The organism is Psychrobacillus soli (assembly GCF_006861775.1).
Classification (GTDB): domain Bacteria; phylum Bacillota; class Bacilli; order Bacillales_A; family Planococcaceae; genus Psychrobacillus; species Psychrobacillus soli.
On sequence record NZ_VDGG01000087.1, the window covers coordinates 1 to 5,811 of the forward strand.

Genomic DNA, 5,811 nt, shown 5'->3' on the forward strand with positions numbered 1-5,811 from the left:
AAAAGGAATAGTGTCTCGTTCAACCATTTATTTTTCATATTAGATTCTGATAAGTTAGTCTTTACCATAGATTTTCGATGCAGGTGGCGACTCTTGCCGTGGCCAACAGGATGTTGTAGTCGAAGGAGTTGCCACACGATGTGGTGCTCTTAGTCTTTGTTCCACTCTGAGCTTAATGAGCCATTCCGACGTAAGCGCAAGCGGCGGTGAAGGCTCATCGCTCAACTAATAAGGCTTTTACCACGCAGTATCCGTATACGGGGTTTTAACATTCAATTTATAATCTCCCAAGCTATAAAAAATAGGACATTTCTTGTTTGTAGTTAAACAAGAAATGTCCTATTTTAATTGAAATTGTACTTAATTTATAGTAGTTTCTTTTTTCTTTGGCAATGCTTTTTCCATCTCTTCGATTGCTGATTGAATAGCGGAAATTTCTTCTTGAAGTTTTGCTTGTAGTGGGGCAGTTTCAGTTTTCCATTGCTCCACATCTGCTTTGATCTCTTCTATAGCACTAGGAATAACTTCTTTTGATTCTTTCGTTAAATTGCGAATAGAGTTTTTAAGATCTTGCATTTGAAGTTTTATGTCGGATAATTTGTCTCGAAAGTCGTTCGAAGTCGACTTTAAGGAAATACGTACTTCGCTACCTGACTTTGGAGTGGATAATAATACTGCAGTAGCCCCAGCTAATACACCCGTTGCAACTCCTAAAAATAATGGTACTACTTTCATTTGCGTTCACCCCTTATGTAATATATTATTCCTTTTCATAACATAATTAAAACATAATAACCTGAACAAAAAAAGCTTTCCTTCGAAAAGGAAAGCAATAATTTAAACTGTAAGGGCTGTTTCGAATTTGGAACGTTTGATCAACTTTCCGATAATTGGATAAATAATGAAAAATGCTATGGCATTGATTGCAATTGCAGGAAGTACTACTAAAACAAATAGTTCTCCGAATATTGCACCTGCTCCAAAAACAAAAATCGCAGTTGATAAAAATACAGTTCCTGATACGAGCGTACCTACACATGTAAGAACGATAGCAACTGGTAATTTGTGAGCATATTTAGTAAGTAATAGTACTAACCCAAAGAAAACGAATGCTGTTACTGATTTATCAATGATGTTTGGAACAAATCCACCTGGGAATGTAGAAAACAATCCAGAAATAACACCTGTTGAAATACCGAGTAGAAACACACTTTTTACTTCAGGGAATAAAAGAATTCCTATAAACATCATCGTTAACATGAAATCTGGTTTCATCCCACCGTTAATTCCAGGGATAATAATATAAAGTACCGCACCGACCCCAATTAGTAGGGACATTAATACTAAATTTTTCGTATTCAATTCTCATCTCTCCTCAGCTTCTCTAAGCTCTATTTGTTTGGATTCCTCTAACGTATCCTCTTGATCGTTAGCAAGAATCTTACTAGTGATTATAAGTCTTTTTTCCCGTAATTGCAATAACTAGTTTGCCAGTTTTTCAGCTAATTCTTTTGCTAAATCTTGAATAACTTCAGGAGTAAATGTTTTTTCCTTTGTCATCCAAGTTGCACGGAAACCATCCGTTTGGTCGTAACGAGGGATAAAGTGTAAGTGAAAATGGAAAACACTTTGACCAGCAGGTGCTCCATTATTATTGAGCAAATTCATGCCAACAGGACCAAATGTTTCTTTCAAAACAGAAGCAATTTTTGGAACTACTTTAAATAAATTACTCGCTTCTTCTTCCGATAAATCATATACATATTCTTTATGATTTTTTGGAATAACGAGCGTATGTCCTTTTGTAAGGGGCTGAATATCCATAAAGGCATATACATGCTCATCCTCATAAATTTTTGCACTTGGAATAGAACCGTCAATTATTTTACAGAAAATACATTCACTCATGGAAAAACCTCCTATTCATTGTTACCAATAGTTTAGCATATAATAGGACAACTTAAAGAAGATTTTTCGTATAGGTTTTGGTAAACTATTTAGAAGAGATGAGGTGCGAGAGATGACAGTATTAGAACTAACTAACGTAACAGGTGGTTATACAAGAAAGCCTGTGCTACATGATTTAACTTTTTCCATTGGAAAAGGGGAGTTAGTAGGATTAATTGGATTGAATGGAGCAGGAAAGAGTACAACGATCAAACATATTATTGGAACGATGAACGCTGCAAAAGGGGAAATTCTGCTTAACGGAAAATCGTTAAAAGAGGATCCAGCAACGTATCGTACTTCTTTTTCGTATATACCGGAAACGCCAGTATTATACGATGAGTTAACATTAAAAGAACATTTAGAGCTAACTGCAATGGCTTATAATTTAGAACAAACCGTATTCGAAGCAAGAAAAGAGTCTCTTTTAAAAGAGTTCCGTATGGAAAAAAGATTGAATTGGTTTCCTGCACACTTTTCAAAAGGAATGCGTCAAAAAGTAATGATTATGTGTGCATTTTTAGTAAATCCTGATTTATATATTATCGATGAACCTTTTGTAGGGTTAGATCCATTAGGTATTCAATCGCTACTTGATCAAATGAAGGCACGAAAAGACGAAGGTGCCTCGGTTCTCATGTCGACGCATATTTTATCGACAGCGGAGAAATATTGTGACCGAATCCTTCTGTTGCATAATGGGAAAATACGTGCACAAGGAACGATGGATGATCTACGAGTCGCTTTTAACAAGCCACATGCGACATTAGATGATTTATATATTGAAATGACGAAGGAACAACAAGATGAACAATTTGCGTGAAATATGGGCTAAACGTTTTGTCTACTATATAAATGAATTACAAAAATACTTAAAATTTATCTTCACTGGACATATAGCGATTGTACTTGTTTTCGTCATAGGTGCAGGGGGATATACGTATAGTGAATGGCTTAATACAGCTCCGAAAGATTTTCCCGCTTTTTTAGTTGTAGCTTTCATTTTAAGTATTTTATTGGCAATGAGCACCCCAGTCACATTGATGAAGCACGCAGATAGTGTGTATTTTTTACCGTTAGAAACGAAGCTTAAGGAGTATTTAAAGCTTGCGCTGAGATGGACGTATTTTTCATCTATTTTTTTATCCCTTGCAGCTTTTCTTGTTTCCATACCTTTACTTACGAAAGTTGCGGGTGCTACGAAAGAAGAGCTTGTATCATTTTTCATTTTTATTCTAGTGATGAAGTATTGGAGTATTTACGCAGAATTTAATTATCGTTTTGCTTCGGATGGAAAATCGGTATGGGTTGACCGTTTTATACGTTTTCTTTTGTTATTTGCTGCGCTCTATTTCTTATTGAGTGGAAATTATGTGTTTTTAATAGTGGTTGTTATTATTCAACTGATATATGTATTCGTTTGGCAGAAGAAAAAGCAAGAAGTACCGTTTCCATTCGATCATTTTATCGAAGTGGAACAATCTCGAATGATGCGGTTTTACCGATTTGCCAATTATTTCACGGATGTCCCGCATATACGAGGGATGACGAAAAGAAGAAAATGGCTGGATGTTGTTTATAACCTTGTTTCATATGGGCAAAAGAATAGCCAACTATATTTAGTGTTGCGGACCTTTATCCGCACAAATGATTATTTCTTTTTATGGGTTCGACTTACAGCGTTATCGGTTGTTGGTGTGATTTTTATCCCATTTCCAATTGTTGCAATTATTTTCACGAGTGCGCTTGCATTTGCAACAGTTGTCCAATTGCGCCATGCGTTATTATCTGGACAAGAATTTCGAATGGATCAGTTATTTCCGATTGATCCGGATGCAAGAAAACGAGCAGTCAATAAATTAATGCGTATGATTCAATTTGTACAAGCCATTTTAGTCCTTGCCGTAGTTTTAATACAAGGTGAATTTAGGCTTCCATTGTTCCTCATACCTATAGCCGTGTACATTGTATCGGAACTTACAATTCGAATGAGTAAAAAATAAGAAAAAGGCTGTCGTTGGACAGCCTTTTTCTTATTTCGTTTGATATTGAATAGCAGCCATTCCTAATGTTTTCGCTGCAGTGAGCATTGCGCGTTCATCGAAGTCAAACTTTGGACTATGATGTGGGTAAACTTCACCTTCTGGCATTGCGCCTGTAAAGAAGAATGTCCCAGGAATCTCTTCCATATAATAGCCAAAATCTTCCCCAATCATCAGAAGCTCTGACTCTTTTACTAGTTCCACACCCGGTATGTCCCCTGCAACAGTAGCTAAAAACTCAGTTTCTTCTTTATGATTAATAACTGGTGGATATCCACGAGTATATTCCACCGTATATGTACAATCAGCAGCTAGGCATGTGCCTTCTATTACACGCGCTAGTTCACGTTCCATTAAGTCTCTAACGTCTGCATCAAAAGTACGTACTGTGCCAGCAAGTTTTACTGTATCTGCAATAATATTAAAAGCATTTTCCGCGACAAAGGAACCGACAGAAAGAACCGCAGATTGTGTAGGATCTACTCTTCTCGCTACTAATTGTTGTAAGTTTACGACAAGTTGAGAGGCTACAACGATTGCATCCTTCGCTTGATGTGGGTTAGCTCCATGTCCACCTTGCCCTTGAATCGTAATTTCAAAACGGTCCGCTGCAGCCATAATTGGACCAGATTTATATTCGATTGATCCAAGAGGGAACAAAGACCATAAATGCGTACCGAAAATAGCATCAACTCCGTCAAGACATCCAGCTTCAATCATAGGTTTTGCTCCGCCCGGCGCATATTCTTCCGCATGCTGATGAATAAATACATACTCTCCAGCTAACTCGTCTTTTAATTCATTAATCGTACGTGCAAGAATGAGTAGGGTTGCTGTATGACCATCATGGCCACATGCGTGCATCACACCGTCTACCGTAGATTTATATGGGACGTCTTTTTCATCTTGAATAGGTAGTGCATCGAAATCAGCTCTAAGTGCAACTGTTTTACCAGGTAAAGCGCCTTTAACTCTAGCGACAACGCCATTTCCGCCAACATTCGCTTGAAATGGAATACCTAAATCTCTATAAAAGTCTTGAATATACCCGGCTGTTTTTGTTTCTTTAAATGATACTTCAGGATGCATATGTAAATAACGACGGATTTCTACCATCTCTTCAAACGCACTATCTAATTTTTCTGCTAATTGTATTGTCATAAATTTTACCCTCCATTTATCTTTTTACCATTATAACAAAAAAGAAGACGATTAGTGATGATGATTGATAAATCTAATTTTATTAGTGAATAAAATATTTACCGTCGTCTTATTTAAATTACAATATTCCCCTTCTATAAGGAGGCCGATTATTTAATGGCTTTTCTTTAGTCGCCGCCTGCAGCGAAAATCAAAGGAAATTGCTTACTTATTCAGTATCAACTCGCAAAACACAAAATCTTATCCAGTTTTTAGCTGTGTGAATCCAATAAATGGCATAGAGCAACAAAACAGTTGTTGAAAGCAATCAATTCTATTCCGAAAGCAATCAAATCAGCATGAAAGCAACCAAATTGCTAGTGAAAGCAACCAATTCTTAAAGTAACAAGTTTACTTGGAGTGAGACGACAATGATTGTGACCATTATTCAAATTATGTGCAATAACAGAGTAGGTGCTTGTTAATCTAATAGAGAGTATTAATGCAACTCATCTTTCTTATCAAAAGAAAAAAGTAAACTACCCATAGCAAGCAGAGGGCACTGAAAAACTTACGTTTTTAAATTCATATCGTTTTTTCAAACAAAAACAGGCAACTTCTTGTTCGATTTTGAACAAGAAGTTGCCTGTTTCTTTAATTTTTTCTATTCTTTTTCTTTTAA

6 protein-coding genes are annotated in these 5,811 nt (G+C 36.4%); 2 read left to right on the plus strand and 4 right to left on the minus strand.

Features of this window, described 5'->3' with window-relative positions; all coding sequences use genetic code 11:
- Positions 1 to 360: 360 nt before the first annotated feature.
- The 3 genes from FG383_RS20580 to FG383_RS20590 all read right to left on the minus strand — a co-directional run bounded on the left by FG383_RS20580 (position 361) and on the right by FG383_RS20590 (position 1,908).
- Positions 361 to 735, minus strand: coding sequence for a YtxH domain-containing protein (locus tag FG383_RS20580; protein WP_142609531.1), 375 nt, complete (start codon positions 733 to 735; stop codon positions 361 to 363).
- Positions 736 to 837: 102 nt separating this feature from the next.
- Positions 838 to 1,362, minus strand: coding sequence for a tryptophan transporter (locus FG383_RS20585; protein WP_142609532.1), 525 nt, complete (start codon positions 1,360 to 1,362; stop codon positions 838 to 840).
- Positions 1,363 to 1,482: 120 nt separating this feature from the next.
- Entirely contained in the window at positions 1,483 to 1,908 is a 426-nt protein-coding gene (locus FG383_RS20590) for an HIT family protein (RefSeq protein ID WP_142609533.1), read from the minus strand.
- 112 nt (positions 1,909 to 2,020) lie between these two features.
- Between FG383_RS20590 and FG383_RS20595 the strand changes: the two genes are divergently transcribed.
- On the plus strand, positions 2,021 to 2,770 hold the full coding sequence (locus tag FG383_RS20595) for an ABC transporter ATP-binding protein (protein ID WP_142609534.1): 750 nt from the start codon (positions 2,021 to 2,023) through the stop codon (positions 2,768 to 2,770).
- A complete protein-coding gene (locus FG383_RS20600; RefSeq protein WP_142609535.1) occupies positions 2,754 to 3,950 on the plus strand; it encodes an ABC transporter permease in 1,197 nt (398 codons plus the stop codon). Before FG383_RS20595 ends, FG383_RS20600 begins: the two co-directional genes overlap by 17 nt.
- Positions 3,951 to 3,980: 30 nt before the next feature.
- Here the strand turns inward: FG383_RS20600 and FG383_RS20605 are convergent, their stop codons facing one another.
- Positions 3,981 to 5,150, minus strand: coding sequence for a M20 metallopeptidase family protein (locus FG383_RS20605; protein WP_142609536.1), 1,170 nt, complete (start codon positions 5,148 to 5,150; stop codon positions 3,981 to 3,983).
- Positions 5,151 to 5,811: the final 661 nt, after the last annotated feature.

Coding starts and splice junctions, on each gene's coding strand:
- FG383_RS20580 (WP_142609531.1), bottom strand. CDS start 735: ATGAAAGTAGTACCATTATTTTTAGGAGTTGCAACGGGTGTATTAGCT.
- FG383_RS20590 (WP_142609533.1), bottom strand. CDS start 1,908: ATGAGTGAATGTATTTTCTGTAAAATAATTGACGGTTCTATTCCAAGT.
- FG383_RS20595 (WP_142609534.1), top strand. CDS start 2,021: ATGACAGTATTAGAACTAACTAACGTAACAGGTGGTTATACAAGAAAG.
- FG383_RS20600 (WP_142609535.1), top strand. CDS start 2,754: ATGAACAATTTGCGTGAAATATGGGCTAAACGTTTTGTCTACTATATA.
- FG383_RS20605 (WP_142609536.1), bottom strand. CDS start 5,150: ATGACAATACAATTAGCAGAAAAATTAGATAGTGCGTTTGAAGAGATG.